Genomic DNA, 25,242 nt, shown 5'->3' with positions numbered 1-25,242 from the left:
GTGTTGCAAACTTTCGCGGGCATGGCTTAAGGGCCGAATCATGGGAAAATAGCCTTGATTATGCGGCGAGGATGTCGAACTGCTCGGCCAGCGACGGATCTGGAGTGAAGGCGTACCTTGCCTGTCGTTTGCGCATCATGTGGACCATTTCGATGCCGGACAGGATGATGTTGGCGGTCGCTGGAGATTTGAAGCCGAGCATCGGTCGCACGCGGCGCTTGATGCGCCGATGGTCCTGCTCGATGTGATTGTTCAAATATCGACTTTTCCGCATTGCGATCGGCTTCAACCAGCGCCGCGAGCGGTCCTGCAATCGGCTTGTCGCATCGCAGGAAACGATCGCCTCGTGGTCTGGCTGCCGTCGATGACGACGCAATGCTCGACATCGACGGTGCGGAAAAACTGCCTGCCGCAAGCTGGAAACTGCGCAATCTGAAGCGCATGCCCGAGGACTGAGCAAATGGCCTTCAAGTCGATCAAGAAGCATCGATACCCATCCTCCGTCCTGCTCAATGGAGCAGGTAGACATTAACAAGGAGATAGACAAAAACTAAAATGAGAAATGAAACCTGGAGCCATCGTGGAGCCCTTCGTAAAAGTAGCAAACTAATACGCGTCGTAAAATTTCTAATAGTTGATATAAGTTGCGCCATTGTTTCAAGTTTCGATTTCAGTAGCTTTTTAAATTTCTGAGACCTGTGCCAAAAACCCTGATGCAGTCGATGTGTGTAAGTTCAGTCACTCATGAGACTTAGGTCATTGAGGATTTTCTGTAAACGCATAGCCTGCTTGATCGGACCCTCGGCATCATAGTTCAGCCAACCTTCCCAGGGCTCTTTCGGTCGCGAACGCCACCGTTTCGGACAGGGTGGGGTGGGCGTGCACCGTCAGCGCGAGGTCGGTAAGCGTTGCGCCCATTTCCAGGGCGAGCCCGACCTCCGCCAGCAGTTCGCCGGCGCCCGGGCCGACGATTGTGGCGCCGAGGACGCGGCCGCTTTCCGGTGCGTAGGCGATCATGGTCAGGCCGTCACCGCCACCGGACGCGAGGTTCCTGCCGCTGGCCGCCCATGGGAACCTGGCGACCTTGTGGGCGACGCCGGCTGCCTTCAGCTGTGCCGTGGTCGGGCCGACCCAGGCCAGTTCGGGATTGGTGTAAGCGACAAAGGGAACGAAGGCCGTGTCGAAGGCGCTGGCGTGGCCGCAGGCCACCTCGGCGGCGACTTTGCCCTGATGCGTCGCGCGATGCGCCAGCATAGGCCCGCCGGTTATGTCGCCTACGGCAAAGATGTTGTAGCGGTTCGTGCGGCACAGCGCATCGACAATAACCGCTCCATCAGGCCTTACCTCAATACCGGCCTTTACGGCGGCGATCGCCGCGGTGCTCGCTCGCCGGCCGACGGCCTGAATCACGGCGTCCGCTTCGACAGTGCCTGCGTAACCGCCTTCGCAAGAGAGCCTGACGCTCTTCGCGCTGGCCTTGATACTGATGACCCGCGTGCCGGTGTGGACGATGCAGCTCCTGGCTTCGAGCGACGCGTTGATCAGGTCGGCCGCGTCGGCTTCCGCGCCCGGCGCGACCTGGCCGGCCAACTCGATCACGGTGACGGAGGATCCGAGAGCCGAATAGATCGTCGCCATCTCGAGCCCGATGATGCCGCCGCCGACGATTGCCAGGCGGCGTGGCACGAAGCGGAGTTCGAGCGCCGCAGTCGAATCCCATATGCGGCTGTCTTGCGGCCAGCCCGGCAGTTGCATGGACGAGGATCCCGCGGCGATGATCGCCTGGCCGAATGTCCAGCGCTCGATCCCGCCGTCCGCGGTCGTTACGGCCAGCTCGTCATCGCGGACGAACGCCGCGCGCCCGGTGACGACCCGGACCTTGCGGCGCCTGGCGAGTTGGCCCAGTCCGTCGGTGAGTTGCGAAACGATCGCGTCCTTTCGCGCTCGCAGCGCGTCTATGTCCGTCTTCGGATGGCCGAACGAGATGCCCCAAGCGCCGATATGGCTCGCTTCGTGAATGACGCGCGCGGCGTGCAGCAGGGCTTTCGAGGGAATGCAGCCTTCGTTGAGGCATACGCCGCCGAGCGTGCTCCTGCCGTCGACCAGAACGACCGATCGGCCGAGGTCGGCGGCACGGAACGCTGCCGCATACCCTCCGGGTCCTGCGCCGATGACGATGAGGTCGGCATGCTGTGTCTCGATCATCGGCATCTCAGATCATCAACCGGCGCGGGTCGGCCAACAGGTTGATGTAACGCACCAGGAAGCGCGCGGCGTAGGCTCCGTTGACCACCCTGTGATCGTAGCTCAGGTCGAGCGGCGTCATCGGGGTCGGTACGAAGGCCCCGCCATTCCACACCGACGCGACCTCGGTCCGGGAAATGCCGAGGATGGCCACTTCCGGCGGATTGACGATCGGCGTGAAGCCGATGCCACCGATGCCGCCCAGATTGCTGATCGACATGGACGCACCGTCCATCTCGTCGGCGCGGACCTTGCGCTGCTGCGCGCGGGTCGCGAGATCGGCAACTTCGCCGGCGATACGCCAGAGGCCCTTACGGTCGGCGTCGCGGATGACGGGCACCATCAGGCCGTGCGGCGTATCGACGGCGATGCCGATATGGACATAGTCCTTCAGAAAAAGGGTGCGGCCGTCCGCTGAAAGCGAGGCGTTGAAGCGCGGAAAATCCCGCAGCGTCCGGGCGAGTGCCTTTACGTGGAAGGCCAGTGCGGTGAGCTTCGCCCCGCGCGTCCGCGCCTCGTCCTGGAATGCCGCGCGCGCCGCGTCGATCGCCGTCATGTCGGCGCGGTCGTGATGCGTTACGGCCGGGATGACCTGCTGCGCGGCGGCCAGGTTGAGTGCGGCGATCTGGCCGAAGCGGCTGGTCGCCTCCTCGCGGACCGGGCCATATCGCGCGTGGTCGACGTCCCAGTAGCGGCGATAGTCCCCGCCGGGGCCGACGCGCCTGCCTTCCAGCCTGTCATCGATATCGCCCGGGGAGATCATGTCCCGGCCCAGCTCGGTCGCAAGAGCATCGATATCCACGCCCGCCTCGCGGGCGCGTTGCCGGGTGGAAGGGCTGGCGACGGTCGCTGTCATCCTGTTCACCAATTGGTCGCTATGTACTGGGTTTCCATGAATTCCAGCATGCCGTCCTTGCCCCCCTCGCGACCGAGGCCGGATTGCTTGACGCCGCCGAAGGGTGCGGCCGGATCGGAAACGAGGCCGCGATTGAGGCCCACCATGCCGAACTCCAGACGCTCCGACACGCTCAGCCCACGGCGCATATCCTGGGTGAAGACATAGGCGACAAGGCCATATTCGGTGTCGTTGGCGCGAGCGACCACGTCGTCACCGTCGCCGAAGGTCTGGATCGCCGCCACCGGGCCGAAAATCTCGTCGCGCATGCAGTCAGCGTCGCCCGGCACGTTGGACAACACGGTCGGCGGATAGAAGAATCCAGGCCCGTCGGGCACCGTTCCGCCCAGCAACAGTTCCGCGCCGCGCGCCAGCGCATCCTTGACAAAGGCCGCGACCTTGTCGCGGGCGTCGGCGTTGACCAGCGCGCCAACGTCAATACCCGGCGCCAGTCCATTGCCCATCTTGAGCGCGGCCATGCGAGCGGTGAAACGCCGGGTGAACTCCCCGGCGATCCGCTCGTGCACATAGAAGCGGTTGGCCGCCGTGCAGGCTTCGCCCAGATTGCGCATCTTGGCGACCATCGCCCCCTCGACCGCGACATCGATGTCGGCGTCTTCGAAGACGATGAGGGGCGCGTTGCCGCCCAGTTCCATCGCCGGCTTGATGACCTGGTCGGCCGCCGCATGCAGCAGCTTGCGGCCGACGCCCGTCGAGCCGGTGAAAGAAACCACGCGGACGCGGGGATCGTGCAGCATAACGTCGACCACCGCCCCCGATCGGCGGCTCGGCAGCACATTGACGACGCCCGGCGGCACCCCTGCCTCCTCGAGCAGCGGCATCAGCGCCAGCATGGTGAGCGGCGTCTCCGATGCCGGCTTGATAACGACGGTGCAGCCTGCGGCCAGTGCCGGCGCGATCTTGCGCGTCCCCATTGCCGCCGGATAGTTCCACGGCGTCACCAGGACCGCTACCCCCGCGGGCTTCTGGTGCACGAGAATGCGCGCACCCGATGCGGGAGCATGCCCGAGATGGCCCTCGGCGCGCACCGCTTCTTCCGAGAACCAGCGGAAGAATTCGGCCGCATAGGCCGCCTCGCCCATTGCGTCGGCTTGAGCCTTGCCGTTTTCCAGGGTGATCAGCCTGGCAAAATCGCCGAGACGTGCGCTCATCAGCTCGAAGCAGCGGCGCAGGATGTCGGCGCGTTCGCGCGGACGCCGCGCGGCCCAGGCGGGGAAGGCCGCAGCGGCGGCATCGACCGCCGCCCTGGCATCCGCTTCCGTACCGGAAGCGACAGAGGCTAGAGCCGTCTCGTTGGCGGGATTGACGACGTCAAAGCGGCCGCCGGCCGAGGCGGGAAGCCATTGGCCGCCAATGTAGAGATCGACGGGTCCGTCGTACGGCGACATGAGAGTCCTCCTCAAAGTAGCTGTCGAAGCGGATCGAGGAGCCGCGCGGCAAAGCCGGTGACCAGCGCCGTCCCAGCGGCGGGGGTCAGCCGCGACGCGTCGAAGATCAGACGCAGGTTCATGTGGCCGGCGTCGCCGGTGAGCGTCAGAACGGGCGCCGGCTCGACGGCAAATCGCGTCGAAACAACGCATGTGCCGGTGAGGTCGCGCAGGGCCAGGCTGATCTCGCCATCCTCCGGCGTGGCTTCGAGGCGCGACAATGGACTCTGGTCCGGGTCGTGGAAATGCAGGCTGGTGGAGCCCTGTTCGACCCGTATGGATATCTGGCCGTGATCATCGGCCGTGGCCCTTAAGCTCGATGCGGCGAAGGCGGCCCATAAGGCGGCTCGTCCCGCCGTGCCACCTTCCTCCCCGAGCAGCCGAATCATCCCGGCAAGGCCCGCCGGTTTGATCATGGCTTCGATCTCCGAGAGCATCGCCGGAGCGGTGATCGCCGGGGCCGGCGGCAGCGCGTCGAGATCGGCGGCGTGGAAAGGTTGCCTCATGCCGTGCGCGACCAGCCGGCCGAGGTCAATGCCGCGCTCGGCCGCAAGGCGCCTGATCTTCGGCGAGGCAAGGATCCTGCCATCATCGGCTGCTGCCAAGAGCATCCGCTTTTCGAGAGGCGGCTTGGCCGCCGGCACGGCGGGCACCGCCGCGGGTATCGCAAGTTTCTCCGTAGCGGGTGGCGACGGCGCGGCCTTGGCCGGCGTGGAGCCAAGGTCCGGCTTTTCGCTGGATATGATCGCGATGGCGGAACCGACCGGGACATCATCGCCGGCGCCAGCCATCAGCGCGGCCACATAACCGTCATGCCCGGCCTCGACCTCCATCGTCGATTTGTCCGTCTCGACGTCGAGCAGGATGTCGGAAGCCTTCACCGCGTCACCTGGTGCCTTGTGCCAGGCGACGATCAGGCCGGTCTTCTGCGCCATGCCCAGCGCCGGCATGATGATCTCACGCCGCATGGAACAACTCTCCACGCACCGTCAGACGGCCTCGCTCGGCAACCGATTCCGGCGTCGGGACGGTCATGTCCTCCAGCACCGGGGAGAACGGCACCGGGACGTCCATCGCTCCGATCCGCTGGACCGGCGCATCGAGATGATAGAACGCCCTTTCCGCGATGCGGCTGGCGATCTCGGCCGTGACGCCAAAACTCTGGTGGCCTTCATCGACGACCATGGCCCGCCCCGTACGGCGGACGGAGGCAAGGATCGTCTCCATGTCGAGTGGCACGATGGTGCGCGGGTCGATGATCTCGGCGGCGATGCCATCGCGCTCCAGCAGGACGGCCGCCTTTTGCGCGACCTGCACCATCGAGGACGTGGCAACGATGGTGATGTCGCGCCCCGGGCGCAGCACCTCGGCCTTGCCGAACGGAATGAGGTATTCCTCTTCGGGCACCGGCGCCTTCTCCTGATACATCAGCTTGTCTTCGAAGATGACCACTGGATTGTCGTCGCGGATTGCCGTCTTCAGCAGGCCCTTGGCCTCGTAGGCGGAGGACGGCAGCGCGACCTTCAGGCCCGGTATGTGCGCGACGAGGGCATGCAGCGACTGGCTGTGCTGCGCGGCGGAGCGCCGCGTCGCGCCCAGATTGGTGCGCAGCACGAGCGGCACCTTGAGCTTGCCACCGGACATGTAGTGGGCCTTTGCAGCCTGGTTGCAGAGCTGGTCCATGACCAGGAAAAGGAAATCGCCGAACATCAGGTCGACAATCGGACGCGATCCTGTCATCGCCGCGCCAACCGCCAGGCCCATGAAACCGGGCTCCGAAATCGGCGTATCGATGATCCGGTCGGTGCCGAACTCCTCGACAAGGCCCGACAGGACCTTGAACGGGGTGCCTGCCTCCGCGACATCCTCGCCGATGAGAAAGACCGATGGGTCGCGGCGCATTTCCTCCGCGATGGCCTCGTTGACGGCCTTGGAAAGTGTGATCTCGCGCATATCGGTTTCCTCAGGCGACGATCATGTCGGTGAAGACATGGCGTCCCACCTGAGACGCATCGGGGAAGGGCGCCGCCAACGCATAAGCGACCGCGGCACCAGCCTCGGCACCCACCTCGGCATCGATCGACGCCAGCTCCTCTGGCGTTGCAAGCCCCTCAGCGGCCAGCCATCGACCGAAATTGACGATAGGATCGCGCTCTGTCTTCCACAGCGCTTCCTCATCCTTCGAGCGATAGTACTCGCGGTTGATGTCGCCGACGTGGTGGCCGTGGTAGCGGTAGGTATCGAGCTGGATGAAGAACGGGCCTTCGCCCTTGCGACAGCGCGCCACCAGCCGCTCCGCGAGCTTGTTCACCGCCAGCACATCCTGACCATCCACCTTGAAGGCTTCGATGCCGAAGGCCTCGGCGCGGGCGGGAAGCGACCCCGCCGCGATCTCCGCTGTCTTGGTGTACTCGCTGTAGCCGTTGTTTTCGCATGCGTAGATGACTGGCAGCTTCCAGAGCGCGGCCATGTTCATGACCTCATAGAGAAGCCCCTGCGCCGTTGCGCCGTCACCGAAGAAGCATACGGTCACGTCCTTGCGGCCGAGCCGCTTTGCCGAGAGCGCCGCACCGGTGGCTATCCCCATCGAACCGCCGACGATGGCGTTGGCACCGAGATTGCCGTTGGACTGATCGGCGATGTGCATCGAGCCGCCCTTGCCGCCGCAATAGCCTTCGGCACGGCCCAGAAGCTCGCAGAACATTTCCTTGAATTCGGCGCCCTTGGCCACACAATGGCCGTGGCCGCGATGTGTCGAAGTGATCTTGTCGTCGCGCGTCAGCACCTCGCAGATGCCGACCGCGACGGCCTCCTGCCCGGAATACATGTGGGTGAGGCCGGGCATCTTGGCCGACAGATAAAGCTGGTTGGCATTGTCTTCGAAGACGCGGATGCGCACCATCTGCCGGTACATGCGAAGGTAGGCTTCCGCGTTGGTTTTCCTGGCGTTCATCGGTTCGGGTCCTCCCGTCTCTTGCCGTCTCAGTACCGATTGGCGATCGGCAGGGTTTCGGCGGGGAACAGGCTGATAACCTCGCAGCCCTTGTCGGTAACGACCACCTCTTCCTCGATGCGGGCCGCTGAATAGCCGTCCGCCGCGGGGCAGTAGGTTTCGAGCGCAAAGACCATCCCGGTCTCGATTTCCATTGGGTGATCGAGGCTGACGGCACGGCTGATGATCGGCCGCTCGTGCAGCGCCAGACCTAAGCCGTGTCCGAACTGGAGCCCAAAGGCGGCCAGCTCGTTGGGGAAGCCAAGGCTCTCGGCGGTCGGCCAGACCTTGGCGACTACGTCGGTGGTGACGCCCGGCTTGATCAGCGCGATGGCCGCGTCCAGCCACTCGCGGGCCTTGATATAGGCATCGTTCTGCGCCGGCGTAGCCCGGCCGATGTTGAACGTGCGATAATAGCAGGTGCGGTATCCCTGATAGCTCTGCAAGATGTCGAAGAAGGCTTGGTCGCCGGGGCGGAAGTAACGGTCGGTGAAATTGTGCGGGTGCGGATTGCAGCGCTCACCGGCGATGGCGTTGATGGCCTCGACGTCGTCCGAGCCCATTTCGTAGAGCATCTTGTTGGCCATCGCGACGATGTCGTTCTCGCGGATACCAGGCTTCAGTTCCTCCCAGATCATGTGGTAGACGCCGTCGACCATGCTTGCCGCCTGGTTGAGGAGATGGATCTCGTCAACGTTCTTGATCTCGCGTGCGGACAGCATGACCTGCTGGCCGTCGACGACCTTGAGGCCGGCTTCCTGAAGCGCGAAGAACATCGCGGTCTCCGCGTAGTCGACACCGACCGGCATGTCGGCGACACCGGCCATCTTCAGCAAGTTGAAGATCTCTTCGGCGTAGTGCTTCATCAGGCCGAAGGACGGCGGGATCGTACCCCGCATGCCAACGACGCCAGCCCGGCAGCGCTCAGGGTCGAGCCAGTCACAGTACTCTCTATGATGAACGGCAGCCGAGCCGAAGTCCCAGACATAGGGCTCCTCGTCGCCGGCAAGAAGCGCGAAGCGGCACATCTTGTCGCGCTCCCACTCGCCGATCTTGGTGCCGCTGACGTATCGGATGTTGTTGACGTCAAAGAGCAGCAGCGCACCGCAGCCGGACTTGTTGAGGGCCGTCTTGGCGCGGCTTAGCCGATAGCGCCGCAGCCGATCGTGGTCGACCCGACGTTCGAAGTCCACGGCGGTATGGCCTAAGGCCGGCAGGTGCCGGTCCCAACGCCAGTTCGGATCGATATCGCCGGGTTGCAGGATGCGAGGGTTGAGGGCGCTGGACATTTTCTCTCTCCATTGAAGCCTCGGCGCGCGTGGTATTGCGCACTATGCTTGATTGCGTCGCTACACGAGCCGCGCCTTTCCAGACAAACCCTTGTCCCGCCCCCTAGCCGTTCTCGGCAGGAACGGGACAACTCGGCAGGCTCCTATTGACCGACGCTCTCGGGAACCTCCAGTCCCGTAGGTATAGGCACCCCCTCGCTCTTCAATTTGACCCCAGAAGCAAGCGCAACGGTCTCCAGTACAGCCGCGAAGTCTTTGCCAAGATAGTCCTTAGGATCGAGCTGCAGGTTCGCGGCGCCGAAATGCATCTGGAACGCCTCGCGAGTGATTGCAGTGACGGGCATGGGTACGTCGAGCACGCGTCCGGCCGCGAGCCCCAGATCAAGATCCTTGCGCAACAGCGCCGGACTGAAGGTGGTCGTCCAGTCGAGATTGACGAGAGCATCCGATTTGTACCGGGTGAAGGTCGAACCCATCACCGAGTCGTTCATGAAGTTGAGAAACGCACTCCGAGGCACGCCGGCCTTCTGACAAAGAATGGTGATTTCAGCGAGGTTCTGTATGACGACGCCAAGAAAGACATTGTGTGCGATCTTGCAGAAGCGCGCGAGTTCGCCGTCCCCCACATAGGACACGCCCCGCACGGCAAAAGCTGCAATAAGGTTCTCGACCTGATCGAAGGCGGGCCTCGGGCCCGACACAACGGCGCTCAGCTTGCCGGCCCGCACGCATTTAGCATTGCCGCTCACGGGCGAAGCGATGAGTTGGGCGCCACGTGCCCCTAGGCGTCGACGGAGGTCGGCCGATTCCTCGACCCCGATTGACGAGCAGTCAACGAAAATCTTTGGCATGGCGGTACCGCTAAGGACCCCGTCTTGGCCAAAGTAGACCTGCTCGACATCCGCCCCGGTTGAGACCATCGTAAACAGAACGTCGCAGCCTGCGAGTTCACGGGGCGAGTCTTTTAGTGTTGCCCCCAGATCGACCAAAGGCTCTGCCTTGGAGCGCGTGCGGTTCCAAATCTGGACGCAATGCCCTGCCTTCAACAACCGCTCCGCCATCGGATAGCCCATTCGGCCAAGGCCGATCCATCCGATCCTCAATTCTGTCATGATGCGCGCTCCGCTAACTGTTGTTTCATCGAGTGGCCTTTGTAAAAGAACGTCGAGCGGACAATTGGGCGCCACGGGCGATGGTCAGTTTGCCTTCTTGTCTGCAAACGTTTGCATGATATAGCACGCGTAATTTCCCAGCGTCAAATCGGAAGTGCTAAAAAGTGACGATGCCTCCTAAAGAAAGCTGCGGTCGCTACCAACAGGAGGACGAGGCGCGCATTATGGCTGTGTGGAGCGAGGCCCCTGAAGGCTTGAATTCGCATGCAGCTACTTTTTTGCCTAAATCGCGATAGACCCTTGGTGTCCATTGAGTCCTTCAATTTTTGTATGGCGGTTGCATCATGACGACGAAGAAGCGCATCACGCTGCGTGAAGTGGCCGAGGCCGTAGGTGTCCATGTGTCCACCGTTTCACGTGCCCTTGGTCCCAACACCCGGCATCTGATTAATTCGGACGTCGTCGAACAGGTCATCAGGGCAAGTCGACAAATGGACTACCGGCGGCATGCGGCCGCCTACTCACTGAAAACGAATCGTACGAAGACCGTCGGCGTCATTGTTCCCGACATCACCAACGCCATCTTTCCCCCGATGATCCGAGGCATAGAAGATTCGCTTTCCACGGCAGGATATCTGGCGATCGTAGGGAACACTGATGGCGATAACGAGCGAGAGCGCACTCTTCTTGATACTCTCGTTGGCCGAGGTATTGATGGATTGATCCTGGCGAGCGTCGAGCGCAAAGACGATGTGTTTGATCTGGCTGCCTCGGAAAGCATCCCGATCGTGACTGTAAATCGCAGACCGGACCGTGATTCCGTCCATTCGATCGTACACGACGAATCCGAAGGTGTTCGGCGCGCGCTCACCCACTTGGTGTCATTGGGCCACCGGCGGATTGCGATGATCGCCGGCCCGCAGACCCTGTCGACTGGCGCAGAGCGCTACGCAGCATTCGTGCAATCCAGGTCATCGTTGAACCTGGATAGCGACGAAAGCCTGGTGGCGTTCGCCCAGGCATACAACGAGTCTGCGGGCGAACATTGCGTCGAGGAACTCATCGCGGCAGGCCACACGTTTACTGCTATCCTTTGTGCAAACGACCGTCTTGCGGTTGGCGCCTTGGCGGCCCTGAGCCGCCGAAATCTTATCTGCCCCAAAGATGTATCTGTGACCGGATACAACGACATGCCGATGGTTGATCGAATTGATCCCCCTCTTACGACCATAAGGATTCAGCAATACAGGATGGGATTTGAAGCTGGATCGATGTTGCAGAAGCTTATGAATGGGGAATCGCCGGCTCAAGTCGTAGTCTTGCCCGTCGAATTGGTGATCCGCAGTTCGACGGCGAGGGTTTTGGACGGAAGATAAGCCTTCCTGCGCCTTATCGGTTTTCCACGGTAATGGTTGCCTATGACTGCGCTCATATGTCCTGCCCGTGGGGGATGGCAAGCTGAAGCATGGCGTTTTGACGCCCGGACGAGAACCTTGCTGCCGAGCCGGTCACGGAAAATCCCTGCGACAGTTGTGGTTGACTGCCCATTTTCTTTCGGCTACGTTGCAAACGTTTGCAGAGCCTGGCGACCAGACCGGCCTGCAGTGGGAGGAGACGATGAGCACGATACGGCCGCGCGCGATCCTAACGTCTGCAATCAAACACGTCCCGCTCGATTGCCACGCCATGATGGTCATCCATCCGTCTCGCAGTGTCTCCACCGCCTCCTGTTCCCCTCATCAAAAAATCGGGTGAAGCCGGCAATGACGAGCAACCAGCACGCTGCTCAGTTCAACGGCTTTCTTCCGCAAGCAGCCGGAATCGCTCTGTCGGCCACCGGCATTTGCCGGCACTTCGGCGCAACCCAAGCTCTCGATCAGATGGAGTTGCAGGTACTTCCAGGGGAGGTGCATGGACTCGTGGGGGCAAACGGGGCCGGCAAATCCACCCTCGTCAAGATTCTCTCAGGAGCACTGAAGCCCGACTCCGGCACCATCACTGTTGGCGGGTGGCATGGCGAATCTTTGACGCCACGTCGGGTCCAGCAGCTCGGGCTTGCGACGATTTTTCAGGAGCGCAGCCTGGCGCCTAACCTCACCGTCGTGGAAAACATTGTGCTAGGTCGAGAGCGGACCATCGCCGGCCTGTTCTTGACGCCGGATCATCAGCAGCACGATGTCGAGGACGTGCTTCGGCGTGTGGGCCTCAATGTTTCGCCGATGACGCCATTGTCGCAACTCTCGCCTGCTGCGCAGCAACTGGTCGAGATAGCAAAGGCACTCTATCGCGGCGCGCGGCTCATCATCATGGATGAACCGACCGCCGTGCTGGGAGCAGCGGAGACCATCAGACTTCTAGAGCTTGTCCGGGATCTTTCCAGCAAAGGCGTCGCTGTCGTCTACATCTCGCATCACTTGCACGAAACGCTCGCGCTGTCGGATCGCGTTACCGTCATGCGCGAAGGGCGGGCGGTTCTAACTGCCCCGTCTAACAGCATGACGCCGCAGACACTCGTCGAGGCGATGATCGGCCGGCATGTCGCCTTGGCCAGGCCAACCCAGTTGAAACTGGGCGATGTCGTCTTCTCTGCGCGGGCCCTCGGGCAAGGTCGGCGACTTTTCGGGATCAATCTAGACCTTCGCGCCGGCGAGATCGTGGGGCTGACAGGTCTGGTCGGCTCCGGCAGGTCCCGGCTCGCGCGGGTCATCTTCGGTGCGGAGCAGCCAGACAGTGGCGAGATGTTCCTTTTTGGCAAGCCCTACCACCCCGCCAGCCCGGCCGAGGCAATCACTCTAGGCGTAGGGCTAGTCCCCGAGGATCGCAAGACGGAGAGCCTGCTACAGCAAATGACTGTCGCTCAGAACGTGACGCTCACCCGGATGCCCGCGACGCCATATTGCGGTTTCATCCGGCTCGGCGAGGAACAAAGGACCGCCATGGCGTGGGTCAAACGCCTCAAGATAAGGTCGGCCCTGCCTGGGTTCCCTGTCTCCACCCTGTCGGGAGGGAATCAGCAGAAGGTCGCAATTGCGCGTTGGCTCCACACGAAGGCTCGCCTGATGATCTTCGATGAGCCAGGGCAGGGCGTCGACATCGGCGCTAAGGAGGAGATCTTGCAGACAATCGGCGCGCTCGCGGGTGACGACTGCGCGGTCTTGGTGATTTCAAGTGACCTGGAAGAACTCACCCAAGTCGCCAATCGTGTGCTTGTGCTGCGCCAGGGGCGCATTGCCGGTGAACTTACCGGCGCAGAGGTGACGGAGCAGCGGGTGCTAGAGCTGGCCATGGGAACCACTTTGCCGGTCAGCATGGATGAGCCGGTAGCATGACAAGTAACCCTGAAAATGCGGTCGGCGCCCGCACCAACGTGAAGCCCCGGCTACCTGCCCTTGGCCGAACGGTACGCGTCTATCGTTCTCGGATCGCGCTCGCCTCGGTCATCCTGCTGCTGATCGCAATCACAGCCACCCAGTCATCGGTATTCCTGACCGTTCACAATTTTGTCAATGTCGCGTCTCAGGTCGCGGTGCTCGGCGTTTTGGCTAGCGGTACCACGCTGTTAATGGTCTCGCGCGGCATGGATTTGTCGATCGGTTCCAGCCTTTCGCTGTCGGGGATGGTGCTGGCTTTCGTGATGCTGCAAGGCGCCCCGATCTGGCTGGCAATCGTGGCATGTCTTGCGGTTGCAGCGGCAGTTGGTGCGGTCAATGGCACGCTGGCCTCTTACTCCCCCATCCACCCCTTCGTTATCACACTTGGCGTTCTTACACTGCTGCAGGGACTGGCGCTTCTCGTTTCACAGACGCCCCTGTACGGGTTGCCGAACGAGTTTATCACCTGGGGCAGGTTGAAATTTCTCGGACTACCGATCGCGGTTGTCGTTTTCGCGCTTGTTGCCCTTTTTTGCCACATCCTTTTGCGCGCCACAAAGTTGGGCCGTTGGCTCTATGCCATCGGCGGCTCCGAGTCAGCCGCTCACCTCGCCGGTGTCCGCATTAGAACCGTTAAGATCGGCATTTACACGCTCAACGGTCTGCTTGTCGGCATTGGTTCGATCTTGCTGGTGAGCCAGATCGGTTCGGCTGGAGCCACCATGGGGGCAGGGCAAGAGCTCAGCGCCATTGCCGCCGTCGCCGTCGGCGGAACCACGTTGGCGGGCGGCAAGGGCGACATGATCGGAACTCTGCTTGGCGTCCTGTTGCTCGGGTTGATCAGCAATGCTCTCAACCTAATGTCGATCAGCCCCAACTGGCAGTACGTGCTCCAGGGTCTCGTCATTGTCACCGCAGTCATGGCGCAGCGAGACGCAAAATAAGCAATCTCAGCCAACCGTAAGATCAAACAGGGAGGAAAATCATGAATGTGGAGACAAAGTACGGGGCGATCAGGAAGAATCTTGTCGGGCGAAGCGGTGTTGGCCTAGCACTTGCGGCATTTGTGTTCGTGCAACCTGCAAGCTCGGCAGACGGACCTTTGACCGGAAAGACCGTCGCGTACATACAGACCTACAGCAACCCTTACTATGACGGGACCGCCGATGGTGTGAAGCTTGCCGCCAAGAGCTTCGGTGCAAGCACGCTCGTTCTTGTCTCGAACTTCGATCCAGCAACCGAGCGCGCGAATGTTCAGGATGCCATCACAAAGAAGGTTGCCGGCGTGGTGCTCGAACCTTCGACGGCTCAAAGCTCCGCGTCCAACTTGGCCTTGTTGAAAGAAGCTGGAATCCCCGTCGTGGTCCTCTACGGATACTCTCCGGACTTGCGCGCGGAGGCGGCCGGCTTCGTCCATGTCAACTATTCCAAGACTGGTGAAGCGGCAGGTGCTGCCCTCGCCAAGGCTCTCCCTGCTGGGGGCGTGGGCGTGATAACCGGTGCGCTCGGCCGTGGCGACGCTGAAGAGATGCTGGAGGGTTTCAAGCGCGGCCTCCGGGATGACAGCAGGATTGTCAGCGTTGTCGATGGTCTCTGGGATCGCCAAAAGGCATTCAAGGCAGCACAGGACATCGTCACCAAAACGCCCGACCTGAAAGGACTGTTCGTGATGAACGAGCCTATGGCGGCAGGTGCCATCCAGGCCATTGGCGATAAGGCGTCGGAGATCACAATTGTAAGCCAGAACGGTTCGCCCGAGGGCATCACACTCATCAAGCAGGGCACGCTTGTCGCTACATCTGCCTGGTCGCCAGTGGTTGAGGGGATCATTGCGACCCGGATTCTCGATGACACTCTCAACGGAAAGCCACTGGCGGACTCCGACAAGGTCTGTCTTGTTCCATACGTCACCGTCACCAAGGACAATATTGCCGAATCTCCATCTTGGACGCCTGATGAGACGACACTGGCAAGTGCCATGGCCACCAAGTGCGGCCGTCCATGAAGGTCCTCATTGAATGAGGTCAAAGCGTCGATAGGCAGCACGAGCAGGCGGCGCGCAACAGTTTGCGCGCTCGCCGCTCCAAGGTGGCCATCGGCGATTGCTAGGAACAGTATAGGTATCTCGAGGCAGGGGATCGGCAATGAGCCTTCACATTGACAGTCACGCGGCACCTCATCGGGGCAATCTACCGGCTCCACCTGTGTTCAACCCCCGGGCTTGTTCGTGCATGAGCCACTGGAACCCCCATTTTCAGTTGCACCAACACACTGTTGCGGCGGCACCTATCGCCGCGACAAACGGCGCGCCGGGCCTGTCGAGGTTGCGTGCCACAAACCCGGCAGGCGTGGCGGAACCAAAGCCCGGGAAAGGCCAGCGGATTCTGATCCGCGGCGGTACCGTCGTCACAATGGCTGATGACCATCGTGACTTCGCCCCCGGCGACATTCTGATCGATGGGGATCGTATTGTTGACATCGATCATAAGATCGACGCCACCGACGCTTTCGTCATTGACGCTACGGGTATGATCGTCGTTCCAGGTATGGTCGATACGCACCGCCACACCTGGCAGTCCACGGTCCATACGCTCGGACCGGATTGGCTGCTGTCCGACTATTTTGGCTTCATGCGCGGCGTGATCGGGCGCGTATACCGACCGGAAGACCTTTACATCGCAACCTTGCTCGGCGCGCTTGAGGGCATCGATTCCGGCACAACAACGCTTGTCGACTGGGCGCATCTGATGAACACTCCGGCGCACGCTGACGCCTCGGTGCTTGCGCTCAAAGATTCAGGCATTCGTGCAGTCTTTGGGTATGGAAATAGTAACGCGGGCTACGAATTTCCAAATACGCATCGCCTCGATACGATCGATGCGAGACGGGTGCGAGATCAGTACTTCTCAGGCGCCGGCGGGCTGGTCACCATGGCGATAGCCGCACGTGGCCCAGACTACTCATCCCGGGAAGTTTGGATGGACGACTTCAAGGCGGCCAGGGAGCTGGGGCTGCCGATCACGGTGCATGTTGGCTCGAACGGGTCCTACTCCTATTCTGTCGGCCAGCTTCACGAGGCAGGGCTTTTGGGTCCTGACATTACCCATGTCCACTGCAATTCGTTGAAGAGCGACGAATACAAGATGATTGCGGACACCGGCGGGACCGTGTCGATCTCCGTTGAATCGGAAATGCACCTCGGGTGCGGCGCCAACCCGCTGTCGCGGCTGCTGGCCAATGGAATCCGACCGAGCATCTCGACTGACGTGCCGAGCGTGAATTCCTGCGACATCCTCGGTGCGTTGCGAATCACCCTTGGCACTCATCGCGGCCAAATATCGCAACAGATGCTCGACCATTCGGGCGAGAAGACTGAATCACGGCTAACGACCCGTGATATCCTGGAGTTTGCCACCCTGCGAGGCGCAGCCGCGGCGGGTCTGTCAGGAAAGACGGGGATGCTTGCCGCAGGGATGCAGGCTGATATCGTCCTTCTGTCCTACAAGCGTGTAGGTCTCTTCCCGCTTCACAACCCGACTGCGCTCGTGGTCATGAATGCAACTCCAGCGGACGTGGACACCGTCGTGATTGCCGGCAAGATCATGAAGCGTCATGGCGTACTGGATGTCGATCTCGCCGCGATTACGCGTGCGGCCGAGGCGAGCGCTGACTACTTGTACTCGCAGTCAAAAATGAAACCGCGTCCGACCTGCTATAGACTAGGGGCCTAGAGAGCCGAGAGCGTGTGAGACCGGTAATTTCTCTGGGGTTACGCGGCGCGCAGAAGGGGTGGTTTGGGCTTGAATAATGGGGGCACGTTTGGCTCTGGCTGTCGGAAGGGTGCCCGCAACCGATCGCGAAGTTCGCAATTGATCTCCGCCGTCCGGACTTGCATGAGCATGTGGGCCCCGTAGGAGGACCTGCGCATCTGCTGCTTTTTGACCATCCGCTTGCCGACGAGTGAATTCACCGCCGACTCGGCCAGAGCGGAGGCAACGCGAAGCCCAGCCCGATAGCGCTTTCCATAGTTGACGATCGCGCCGCGATTTGAATGGATGAGCTGCGAGGCGAGGCTATAAAGCCGTGCAATCGAGAACTCGCCGTCCCTTTGCGAGTCTTTCAGTCTCGCCAGGAGTTGCTCCAGGTCGCGGATCGCGCCATCGACCCGCCCGTGCCAGAGACGCCACTTCACGGCTCTGATGTCCCTGTCGATGGTTGGAAGCACTTCAAAAGGGTCGGACTGGGAACGATGTGATCGGCGATCTGCTGCATGGGCTGGATCTTCATGGCAATGTGGAACCAGTCGATGATGTGGGCTGTCGGCTTCGGCATGGCGCGGGGCAGCCGCTTCAGGATTTCGGCGCCGTCCGAGATCACGGTGACGTTGCCAAAGCCGCAATAGCCTTCTTGCTGAAGTGCGTGGAGGGCTCGATCCCGGATTGCAGCCTGGTCGGTGTTGCTGGTCACGAGGTAGCGGCCACCGACATCACCCCGACCGCCGCGGCCGCATCGAGCTACAACGAGCTCGAAGTTTCGCGCGGAATTGGGATCGGCGCTGCGAACATGTGCCGTATCGATGCTGATGACGAACTCTTTGCGTCGGTCGCCGGGAAGCTGCATTTCAAGCTGGCTTCGATCGTGCCTTTGAGCTCGCGCGCGCCTTTCTTCCTTCGCGATCTGTTCATCGAGCCGTTCACCGATCCTGATGGTCCGCTTGCGCACGGTCACGTACGTCTCGGTGGGTTCAATGGGCAGAAATTCGCCAAGCACCTTCGCTGCCTGCCGATACGGCATCATGCTTCCCAATCGTGCCGTGAGTTCAATCAGTTCAGGCGTGGCTCGATCAGGGCAGATCTCGTTGAGTGGTGCGAAGGCAGCGACCATGCCAGGATGGCAATCCCGGCAGAGCATCCAACGGGGATTGCGAACCTTCACGGTGCCGAAAACAGTTCTGATTTTGCGCGTCCCATCGCTGCCTCCTTGAAGAAGCGACGGTGATGGACTGCTTGGGCCTAACAACCCGTATTCGACCCCAGAGAAATTACCGGTCTCGCAGCGAGCCAAGCGCGAATCTCAAATTAAATGCAAATTCTCAATTGTCTGCTGACGCATAGATCCTCTAGTCGACGAATCGCAAAGGAACGATATCGCGTGCTTTGCTGAGTGCACCTGGGACGACGAGGTATTGGATGCCCGACAAAATCAAGTTGATCCGACGCTCGGCGCTCAACACGGGCCGCGGCGCTAACCTCTCCGGATAATGACGAAGCATCGAAACAGCCGTTGCCGTCCCTTTTCCCAGTTAGCAGCGCTCCATTTTGAGGGCTCGATGAGGGTATGTTTGACCGGAGACCGGCTGACGTAACGCGGAGGCCGTCGCCAACGGATGGCTGAAAGCAGGCCTCGCACAGTTGTTGCGATGCCGGATGTGCTCTTCGCACGCTATCCGGCGCTCCGTGCACTCGCCGCAGGTTCTCATCTGCTGCGCGCTTCGCCCTGCGGACAGCAGACAGCGAAGCCTCCACTGCCTCGAAAAGCTCGCGAGGGTGGCTCAATTCCGTGACCGGCTCGCCATTTTGGGGAGGTAATCCGTGCAGATGCCTGGCGTTGATCATCCAATCCATCTCCTGACCGCTTCATTTGGCACCGACCTCTTTCAGCCGGCGGATCCTTCCGACCGCCGGATCATGTTGACGATCCCTCGGGAGATTTGCCTCTTGTAAAGAACATGACGGTCTGCGCCGTCTTACCTACGTTGCTGTTACTCTACCGTGCAGTGGCCTTGGAAAATATGACAGATGGACCACAATAATCGGGTTTAAGCTGAAGATTTCTCAGCGAATCCTGAAAAAAGGGAACAGCAGGTCTTCGATCTTCATGATGCATCAAGCGGTCGCCCTTTGCAGTCCGCTGAATGTGTTTTGCGGACGCGGCAGACCGAAATGGTCCCGTAGCGTTGCCCCGTCATAATCGTGCCGGAAAAGTCCGCGCCTGCGCAAGATAGGCACCACCTCCTCGGCGAATATGTCGAACCCGCCCTGTAGATAGGGCGGCATGATATTGAAGCCGTCCGCGGCACCATTGTCGAACCATTCCTGGATTTTGTCGGCGATCTGTTCGGGTGTCCCGGCCTGGACCCAATGCCCGCGCGCCCCGGCGAGGCGGTGCAGCAACTGGCGGATGGTTGGATTCTCGCGCTCAATGATGTCGAGTACGACGTGGAAGCGGCTGCTCGCGCCGCGCTCGCCCTCAACGCGGATGAGCTCGCGCGGAAATGGCCCGTCCAGATCGTAGCCGGAAAGGTCGGCGTCTACGATGCGGCGTAGCTGGTGAAGAGAGTATTCCGGCTGCGTCAGCTCATTGAACTCGTCATACAGTGCCCGAGCTGCCGCCTCGGTTGAACCGATGAAGGGACTGATGCCGGGTAAGACCTTGACGTGATCAGGGTTGCGGCCAACCGACTTCACGCGCGCTTTGATGTCAGCGTAAAATTCCTGCGCGTTGCCGAGTGTCTGATGGGCTGTAAATATCGCCTCGGCATAGCGGCTTGCGAATGATCGTCCGTCTTCCGATGAACCCGCCTGGACGTAGACCGGACGCCCCTGTGGTGAGCGCGGAAGCGTGAGCGGACCCTTCACCCGATGATATTTGCCGATGTGATTGATTGAGTGGATCTTGTCAGTGTCGGCAAAAATTCCAGAGTCCCGGTCCGAGACGAGCGCGTCGTCCTCCCAACTGTCCCAGAGCTTGGTCACCACATCAACGAATTCGCCGGCGCGCTCGTAACGGTCGGCATGGGTTGGATGTCGGTCAAAGCCGAAATTCAGCGCCGCGGACGCATCGCCCGTCGTGACGATGTTCCAACCGGCGCGGCCGCCGCTCAGATGATCGACCGAAGCGAACAGCCGGGCGAGGTTATAGGGTTCGTTGTAGGTGGTCGAGGCGGTCGCGATGAAGCCGATGCGTTGCGTCACGGCGGCAAGCGCCGAAATCCAGGTCAGCGGCTCCAGCCTGAAGCGGCTTGCGTAACGGATGTTGTCTGCGAGCGCCGGCCCATCGGCAAAGAACAGCGCGTCGAACTTGCTCGCCTCGGCCTTTTTCGCCAGTTCCTGATAATAAGCGATGTCCAGCATTCTCTCAGGGGCGGAATCCTTGTAGCGCCAGCCGGCTTCATGATGGCCGCCAGGATAGATGAAAAGATTGAGCTTCAACTGTCGTGATTCGGCGGGCATATGGGGGTCCTCTTGGGTGGTGACTCTGAGCGACAGGTTTTCGACCGGTCAGACCGGCAGCACAGGCTTCGTCTCGACGCCGAGATGACGCAGAAGTTCGGAGCGAATCTCGCCGAACCGGCGATCGCCATGATCGCGTGGCGTTGGGATATCGATTGCGATGTCGGCGACGATCCCGCCCTTGTCGAGAACCAAAACCCGGTCCGCCAGCGTCACAGCTTCGTCAACGTCATGGGTGACCAATAGGACCGCCGGTTGGTGACGGGCACAAAGCTGACGCAGCAGATCGTGCATGCGCAGGCGGGTCAGCGCGTCGAGTGCGCCGAACGGCTCGTCCGCTAGCAGCAGTTCGGGATCACGGACCAGCGAGCGCGCCAATGCCACCCGCTGCTGCTCGCCACCAGAGAGCTCGACCGGCCAAGCGTTCTCACGGCCGCCCAGGCCAACTTCTTCGAGAGCAGCCCGTCCGCGTTTGGCGGCGTCCGGTAGGTCGAGACCAAGAATCACATTCTCCAGCACTCGTTTCCATGGCAGCAGTCGGGCATCCTGGAACACCACCGATTTCTTATCGGGCGTTTCGAGCCGGCCGGACCCGGAAACTTTGTCATCGAGATCCGCGAGCGCGCGCAGCAACGTACTCTTGCCCGATCCGCTACGGCCGAGAAGGGCGACGAACTCCCCCTTGTCGATGTCGAGACTGAGCCCGTCGAGAATGGTTCGTGGCCCGAAGCTTCTGATAAGGCTCTCGACCCGCACGACGGGTGCGCCGCTCAATCCGCCAAGGTGCGACGCCATGACAGCGACCTTTCCTGGAAGAAGCTGACGATGCCGTCTGAGGCGAGACCGAGCAGCGCGTAGAGGACGAGGCCGACGATGACGATGTCGGTCTGGCCGTAGTTGCGTGCGAGATCGATCATATAGCCGATGCCGCTCGTGGCATTGACCTGTTCGACCACCACCAGGGACAGCCAAGCATAGGTCACCGCGAAACGCAGGCCCAGGAAGAAGCCGGGCAGGGCGCCTGGCAGGATGACCTCGCGGATGAATTCGCCATAGCCCATTCGCAGGGTCTGGGCCAATTCGACATAGCGGCTGTCTATGCTGCGCAAGCTGCTGTGGGTCTGGATATAGATAGGGATCAGGACAGCCAGCGCGATCGTCGTCACTTTCATGCCCTCTCCGATGCCGAACCACAGCATCAGCAACGGGATCAGGGCGAGCGTCGGTATCGCCCGCTTGATCTGAACAGGGCCGTCGATGATCGCCTCGCCAAGCCGGGACAACCCTGAAATGAGGGCAAGCACGGTCCCGATCAGTACGCCGAACACCAGCCCCTGCGCCGCCCGCCAGGCAGACGTCATCAGATGACCCTGAAGCTTGCCTTCTGCGATAAGATCGACGGCGGTGCCGACAACCGACCAAGGCGCCGGCAGCGTCCTTGGATCGATCAGGCCGGCGACACTGCCGATGGACCAGACCACAAGAAGAAGTGCGGGCCCAACCAGCGCGCCAAACGGGATCGCACGCCCAAGCGCCAGGCGACGCCTCGTCCCGGTCTTGCGGGGCTTTACGGCGGGCGGGATCAACGCCCTTTCATCAGATGCATACCCAATGGTGGGCGCAACCGCGGCGGGGTGTGAGAATGCGTTCATCTGCGTCGTCTCCAGTCTTTAGAAACGGGCGTCATAACGCGTTCAGCGCATTTGTGGCGATCTTCTCGAAGCGCCTGTCGAAAAGATCCTCGGCCTTGATCGGGGGCCTGTTCAGTTCCCGAGCCAGGAGATCGATCGTCGCCTGCTGGCGCGCGATCACGTCGTTCCAGTCGGGCGGGATGTCGAACTGGCCGTCGGCGTCGACGAGATACTGGCCATCTTCGCTGTTGAGCCCCTGCGTGGCGACATAGTAGCCTTCGATCCACTCTTTCGGATGCTCCTCCACCCATCGGGTCGCAAGTGCCCAGTAGCGCACATACTCGCCGAGCGCGGCAGCTTTGGCCGGGTCGTCCAGCACCGACTGTGGCGCATAGAGATGGGCTGGATCGTCGCGCAAGCCATGCGGGATGGTGGTAGCGCCGTCGGCACCATACTGGTGCAGATAGTGCTTGATGAGGACGCCCCAGATCGGCGCGACATCGACTTGCTTGCTGGCAAGTGCCACCGGATAGGCATCGCCGTTGCTGGGCAGTTCGATGAGATTGACGTCCTCCTTTTTCAGGCCGGCGGCCTGCAGCACCCTCAGCACCAGCGCGCCCTGCGCCTGGCCGGGGCTGAAAGCAATCCGTTTGCCGCGCAAGTCCGCGAGCGTCCTGACCTCGACGCCGGGTGCAATGCCGAGTTGATAAATCGGGTGCGCAACCGGATCCTTGCGGAACTTCGCGGCTATGATCTTGACCTTGAGCCCGGTCCAGGTCGCGTGGATGGGCGGAATGTCGGCGACCGATCCGACGTCCAACGCATTGGCGCGAAAAGCTTCGATTGTCTGTGGACCGCCGCTGATATTGGCCCATTCGACCTTGAACGGCAGTTGATCGATCAGACCCGAGAGTTCCAGCGCCCTTTGCGTCTCGGGATCGCCGATGCGAAGCACGGTGCCCTCCGGGATTTCGGTCGGTAGTTTACCCGCGTCCGAACTACCCGCCTGAGCCCCGAAAGGCGGGGAAGAAGCGACCAAGGTCACCGCAAAAGCGGCCACGAGGGCGCCAAACCTTCTTCTCGAAAATCTCTCCACAGCTAACATCCTCGTCTTGCTCCAATTTGGAAATGGCTTCCAATTTTCGCGGTTTATTATGTCTATCAATTTTGTAGACGATAAAGTATCGGATGCTGTTCTTTGCCGCCGGAGGGAAACGCTGTTCGCCTCCGATGCCCATTTGGGGGCATGCGTCGCTCGACACGCCAAGACGTCGCAACTGGCGGGTGATAGTCCCGCCCGACTCGGCCTTCCATGCCCAGACGCGGTCGACGAAAGATTTGCGCCCCATGTCGCGACGATTGGGACCGGTAACTTCTCTGGGGTTAGGCGGCGCGCAGAAGGGGCGGTTTGGGCTTGAATAATGGAGGCACGTTCGGTTCTGGCTGTCGGAACGGTGCCCGCAGCCGACCGCGAAGTTCGCCATTGATCTCCGCCGTCCTGACCTGCATGAGCATGTGCGCACCGTGGAGAGGCCAGCGCATCTGCTGCTTCTTGACCATGCGTTTGCCGACAAGCGAATTCACTGCTGACTCGGCGAGGCTGGTGGCGACACGAAGCCCAGCTCGGTATCGCTTGCCATAGTTGACGATCGCGCCGCGGTTCGATCTGACATAGTTCAGGAGCTGCGAGCCGAGGCTATGAAGCCGTGCGATCGAGAACTCGCTGTCTCCTTGCGAATCCTTCACTCTCTCCAAGAGTTGCTCCAGGTCGCGGATCGCGCGATCGACGCGCCCATGCCACAGGCGCCACTTCACGGCTCTGACGTCCCTGTGGATGGTTGGAAGGGGCCTGGCACCGTCCGCGAGATCGAACCATGTGGTCGGCGATCTGCTGCATTGGTTGGAGCTTCATGGCGATGTGGAACCAGTCGATCATATGGGTGGTCGGCCTTGGCATGGCGCGGGGCAGGCGCTTCAGGATTTCGGCGCCATCCGAGATCACGGTGACGTCGCCAAAGCCGCAATATCCTTCTTGCTGAAGCGCGTGGAGCGTTCGATCTCGGATTGCGGTTTGGTCGGTGCTGCTGGTCACGAAATAGCGGCCACCGGGTTCGCCTCGACCGCCGCGACCGCATCTGGCTACAACGAGTTCGAAGTTTCGCGCTGCATTGGGATCGGCGCTGCGCACATGCGCTGTGTCGATGCTGATGATAAACTCTTTGCGCCGATCGCCGGGAAGCTCCATTTCGAGCTGGCGTCGATCATCAGCTTGCGCCCTTGCGCGCCGTTCTTCCTCTGCAACCTGCTCGTCCAGCCGTTCACCGATCCTGATGGTGCGCTTGCGCACGGTCGCATGCGTCTCGGTAGGCTCAATGGGCAGAAATTCGGTTAGCACTCTGGCGGCCTGCCGGTACGGCATCATGCTTCCCAGCCGCGCCGTCAGTTCCATCAGCTCGGGCGTCGCCCGATCCGGGCAGATTTCCTTCAGTGGCGCGAAAGCAACGACCATCCCTGGATGGCAATCCCCACACAGCATCCAGCGGGGATTGCGCACCTCCACCGTGCCGAACACAGTTCGGATCCGGCGCGCCGTATAGTCTTTGACCGGCCGGAACATGTGGCAGTCCGGGCAAACCCGCCGAAACAGAGCATAGGCATTCACCTCCTGGTTTACGACCGCGCTCTGCAGCGCCGTCATGATCTTCTTGCCGACTTCGATCGACAGGCCGATTTCGCCGTCGAACAGGCGCTCCCAGCTCTTGTCGACCCGGACCTCCCGACGACAAACGTCGCCGAACTCGCTCTTTCCCTCGATTGTAATTGTCCACTCCACCGCCATCGTTGCTTCTCCGAACAAAGCGACGGTGATGAACTGCTCGGGCCTAACAATCCGTGCTCAACCCCAGAGAAATTACCGGTCTCTCGCGCGGGAGCACCAACAGAAGCGCGATCAGGTGCTTGCCGGGCTTGAGCGGGCCAGCGACAGCGTCGAGACGAGCGCTCCCACGAGCGGCAACCGGGATGTTCG

At 61.3% G+C, this 25,242-nt stretch carries 19 protein-coding genes and 2 pseudogenes; 5 read left to right on the top strand and 16 right to left on the bottom strand.

All coding sequences use genetic code 11. From position 1 onward, the window contains the following. Positions 1-58: 58 nt before the first annotated feature. The 9 genes and pseudogenes from CGZ66_RS24375 to CGZ66_RS24335 form a co-directional block, all read right to left on the bottom strand. A pseudogene (locus CGZ66_RS24375) lies at positions 59-382 on the bottom strand (DDE-type integrase/transposase/recombinase); the annotation flags it as partial. A 425-nt stretch (positions 383-807) separates the two neighbouring features. Continuing rightward, complete coding sequence (gene lpdA / locus CGZ66_RS24370; protein WP_095088887.1) at positions 808-2,205, bottom strand: dihydrolipoyl dehydrogenase; 1,398 nt, start codon at positions 2,203-2,205, stop codon at positions 808-810. Between the two features lie 7 nt (positions 2,206-2,212). After that, positions 2,213-3,100, bottom strand: a complete 888-nt coding sequence (locus CGZ66_RS24365; RefSeq protein ID WP_095088886.1) for a 2-oxo acid dehydrogenase subunit E2 — start codon at positions 3,098-3,100, stop codon at positions 2,213-2,215. A 5-nt stretch (positions 3,101-3,105) separates the two neighbouring features. Further along, on the bottom strand, positions 3,106-4,548 hold the full coding sequence (locus CGZ66_RS24360) for an NAD-dependent succinate-semialdehyde dehydrogenase (RefSeq protein WP_095088781.1): 1,443 nt from the start codon (positions 4,546-4,548) through the stop codon (positions 3,106-3,108). Positions 4,549-4,559: 11 nt separating this feature from the next. Further along, complete coding sequence (locus tag CGZ66_RS24355; protein WP_095088779.1) at positions 4,560-5,555, bottom strand: biotin/lipoyl-containing protein; 996 nt, start codon at positions 5,553-5,555, stop codon at positions 4,560-4,562. After that, on the bottom strand, positions 5,545-6,540 hold the full coding sequence (locus CGZ66_RS24350) for an alpha-ketoacid dehydrogenase subunit beta (RefSeq protein WP_095088771.1): 996 nt from the start codon (positions 6,538-6,540) through the stop codon (positions 5,545-5,547). Before CGZ66_RS24350 ends, CGZ66_RS24355 begins: the two co-directional genes overlap by 11 nt. A gap of 10 nt (positions 6,541-6,550) precedes the next feature. After that, positions 6,551-7,540 carry a thiamine pyrophosphate-dependent dehydrogenase E1 component subunit alpha gene (locus tag CGZ66_RS24345; protein WP_095088768.1) on the bottom strand — a complete coding sequence of 330 codons (990 nt, stop codon included), beginning with the start codon at positions 7,538-7,540 and terminating at the stop codon, positions 6,551-6,553. 29 nt (positions 7,541-7,569) lie between these two features. Beyond that, positions 7,570-8,868 (bottom strand): M24 family metallopeptidase, encoded by a 1,299-nt coding sequence (locus CGZ66_RS24340; protein WP_095088766.1) that lies wholly within the window; start codon positions 8,866-8,868, stop codon positions 7,570-7,572. 143 nt (positions 8,869-9,011) lie between these two features. Next, positions 9,012-9,980, bottom strand: a complete 969-nt coding sequence (locus CGZ66_RS24335) for an NAD(P)-dependent oxidoreductase (protein ID WP_095088764.1) — start codon at positions 9,978-9,980, stop codon at positions 9,012-9,014. 344 nt (positions 9,981-10,324) lie between these two features. On the opposite strand from CGZ66_RS24335, the gene CGZ66_RS24330 reads away from it, so the two are divergent. From CGZ66_RS24330 to CGZ66_RS24310, 5 genes are all read left to right on the top strand, one after another. Then, complete coding sequence (locus tag CGZ66_RS24330; RefSeq protein ID WP_095088762.1) at positions 10,325-11,356, top strand: LacI family DNA-binding transcriptional regulator; 1,032 nt, start codon at positions 10,325-10,327, stop codon at positions 11,354-11,356. 387 nt (positions 11,357-11,743) lie between these two features. Continuing rightward, positions 11,744-13,309: a sugar ABC transporter ATP-binding protein gene (locus CGZ66_RS24325; protein WP_167392231.1), complete on the top strand. Its 1,566-nt coding sequence runs from the start codon at positions 11,744-11,746 to the stop codon at positions 13,307-13,309. Next, positions 13,306-14,295, top strand: a complete 990-nt coding sequence (locus CGZ66_RS24320) for an ABC transporter permease (protein ID WP_095088758.1) — start codon at positions 13,306-13,308, stop codon at positions 14,293-14,295. Before CGZ66_RS24325 ends, CGZ66_RS24320 begins: the two co-directional genes overlap by 4 nt. Positions 14,296-14,336: 41 nt before the next feature. Continuing rightward, positions 14,337-15,356, top strand: coding sequence for a sugar ABC transporter substrate-binding protein (locus tag CGZ66_RS24315; protein ID WP_095088756.1), 1,020 nt, complete (start codon positions 14,337-14,339; stop codon positions 15,354-15,356). A gap of 226 nt (positions 15,357-15,582) precedes the next feature. Then, a complete protein-coding gene (locus CGZ66_RS24310) occupies positions 15,583-17,082 on the top strand; it encodes an amidohydrolase family protein (RefSeq protein ID WP_167392230.1) in 1,500 nt (499 codons plus the stop codon). 38 nt (positions 17,083-17,120) lie between these two features. Here the strand turns inward: CGZ66_RS24310 and CGZ66_RS24305 are convergent, their stop codons facing one another. The 7 genes and pseudogenes from CGZ66_RS24305 to CGZ66_RS24270 form a co-directional block, all read right to left on the bottom strand. After that, positions 17,121-17,543: a hypothetical protein gene (locus CGZ66_RS24305; RefSeq protein WP_095088751.1), complete on the bottom strand. Its 423-nt coding sequence runs from the start codon at positions 17,541-17,543 to the stop codon at positions 17,121-17,123. Then, the gene (locus tag CGZ66_RS24300; RefSeq protein WP_143748829.1) at positions 17,540-18,415 is read right to left on the bottom strand and encodes a hypothetical protein; all 876 of its coding nucleotides are present in this window, start codon (positions 18,413-18,415) and stop codon (positions 17,540-17,542) included. The genes CGZ66_RS24305 and CGZ66_RS24300 overlap by 4 nt, the downstream gene beginning before the upstream one ends. A gap of 821 nt (positions 18,416-19,236) precedes the next feature. Next, on the bottom strand, positions 19,237-20,583 hold the full coding sequence (locus tag CGZ66_RS24295; protein WP_095088745.1) for an LLM class flavin-dependent oxidoreductase: 1,347 nt from the start codon (positions 20,581-20,583) through the stop codon (positions 19,237-19,239). A gap of 48 nt (positions 20,584-20,631) precedes the next feature. Then, positions 20,632-21,378, bottom strand: coding sequence for an ABC transporter ATP-binding protein (locus CGZ66_RS24290; RefSeq protein WP_095088743.1), 747 nt, complete (start codon positions 21,376-21,378; stop codon positions 20,632-20,634). After that, complete coding sequence (locus tag CGZ66_RS24285; RefSeq protein WP_095088741.1) at positions 21,354-22,235, bottom strand: ABC transporter permease; 882 nt, start codon at positions 22,233-22,235, stop codon at positions 21,354-21,356. Before CGZ66_RS24285 ends, CGZ66_RS24290 begins: the two co-directional genes overlap by 25 nt. A 31-nt stretch (positions 22,236-22,266) precedes the next feature. Next, entirely contained in the window at positions 22,267-23,319 is a 1,053-nt protein-coding gene (locus CGZ66_RS24280) for an ABC transporter substrate-binding protein (protein WP_095088739.1), read from the bottom strand. Positions 23,320-23,597: 278 nt separating this feature from the next. Next, a pseudogene (locus CGZ66_RS24270) lies at positions 23,598-25,053 on the bottom strand (ISKra4 family transposase). Positions 25,054-25,242: the final 189 nt, after the last annotated feature.

This window comes from Mesorhizobium sophorae (assembly GCF_002270415.1).
Classification (GTDB): Bacteria; Pseudomonadota; Alphaproteobacteria; order Rhizobiales; family Rhizobiaceae; genus Mesorhizobium; species Mesorhizobium sophorae.
Note: the sequence above shows the minus strand (reverse complement) of the source record. Positions and strands in the feature narration are given on the sequence as shown.